Origin of the sequence: Marinobacter sp. DSM 26671 (assembly GCF_900112835.1) — a bacterium.
GTDB classification, from domain to species: Bacteria; Pseudomonadota; Gammaproteobacteria; order Pseudomonadales; family Oleiphilaceae; genus Marinobacter; species Marinobacter flavimaris.
In genome coordinates this window covers 1-1,580 of record NZ_FONF01000066.1, presented here as the reverse complement: position 1 = coordinate 1,580, position 1,580 = coordinate 1, and the positions used below count along the sequence as shown (strand labels likewise).

Below are 1,580 nucleotides of genomic sequence, written 5' to 3'. Positions count from 1 at the left end.
CCGGCAGCGAGGATTTCCATGCGACAGATCATCGAGGTCTTGCGCCTCAAGTACGAAGCGGGCCTGAGCCATGAGCGCATTGCCCGTGCCTGCGGGCTCTCCAAGGGCGTGGTCGGCAAGTATGTCAGCCTGGCCACTGCGCAGGGCATCACCTGGCCGTTGCCGGAAGGCACGGATGAAGTACGGTTAGAGGCCCTGCTGTTCCCGGCCAAGACACCCCCATCTCGATTTGCTGAACCCGACTACTTCCAGGTCCATCAGGAACTCAAGACCAAGGGCGTGACCCTGCAACTGCTGTGGGCCGAGTACGTGGAACGCCATGGCGATAAGGCCCGCCGGTACAGCCAATTCTGCCATCATTACCGGCTCTGGCGCGGCCGGCAGCGGCGCAGCATGCGCCAGGTCCACCGGGCCGGTGAGAAGATCTTTATCGACTACTGTGGTCCCACCGTGCCGGTGGTGGACCGCAGCACTGGCGAGATGCGCAAGGCTCAGGTCTTTGTGGCCGTGCTGGGCGCGTCCAGCTATACCTTCGCCGAGGCCACCTGGAGCCAGAGCCTGCCGGACTGGATCGCCTCCCACCAGCGGATGCTGGCGTTCTACGGTGGGGTAGCTGAGCTGTTGGTGCCCGACAACCTGAAGGCAGCGGTCACCAAAGCGGACCGATACACCCCGAAGATCAACGAGACCTACGCGGAACTGGCGACCCATTACCAGACGGCGGTATTACCGGCACGACCCTACAAGCCCAAAGACAAGGCAAAGGCCGAAGCCGCAGTGCTGCTGGTTGAACGCTGGATCCTGGCCCGGTTGCGGCACCGAACGTTCTTCTCACTGGCCGAACTGAACTCGGCGATTGCAGACCTGCTACCAGCACTGAACCAGCGCCCGTTCCAGGGGCGATCCGAAAGCCGCCAGAGCCTGTTCGAAACGCTGGACCGACCCGCGCTGAAGCCACTGCCGGCAACGCCCTATGTCTACGCCGAGTGGCGCAAGGCACGGCCAGGCATCGACTACCACATCGAGATCGATAAACGCCTGTACAGCGTGCCTCACGCCCTGGTGGGGGTGAAGCTAGATGTTCGGGTTACCGATACGTCCGTTGAGGTCATGCACAAAGGCCAGCGGGTGGCCCTGCACCCTCGGCATGGCAAGGGCCGCTTCGTCACCCTGACCGAGCACATGCCTAAGTCCCATCAGGCCCATCAGAACTGGTCGCCCGGGCGGTTCCTGAACTGGGCCACTGACATCGGTCCCGCCACGCTCGACGTGGTACAGCGACAGCTTAAGGATCGCACTCATCCGGAGCATGGTTACCGATCATGCCTGGGGCTATTGAACCTGAGTCGACGTTACAGCCGTGACCGGTTGGAGCAGGCCTGTAGCCGAGCACTGGCCATCAACTCGGCCAGCTACCAGAGCATCAGCTCGATCCTGAAGCAGGGGCTGGATCAGCTCCCGTTACCCCTGGCCGAGGAGGAGTCGGAACTGACTGAGCTGCCAGTACACACCAACGTTCGCGGCCCCCGCTACTACCACTGATCCCGGAGAAACTGATGTTGACTCAAAACACCCTCGAC

At 62.3% G+C, this 1,580-nt stretch carries 1 protein-coding gene; it reads left to right on the top strand.

All coding sequences use genetic code 11. The annotated features are described in order from the left end of the window. Positions 1–12 precede the first annotated feature (12 nt). Complete coding sequence (gene istA, locus BM035_RS22145; protein WP_254775568.1) at positions 13–1,542, top strand: IS21 family transposase; 1,530 nt, start codon at positions 13–15, stop codon at positions 1,540–1,542. Positions 1,543–1,580 lie beyond the last annotated feature (38 nt).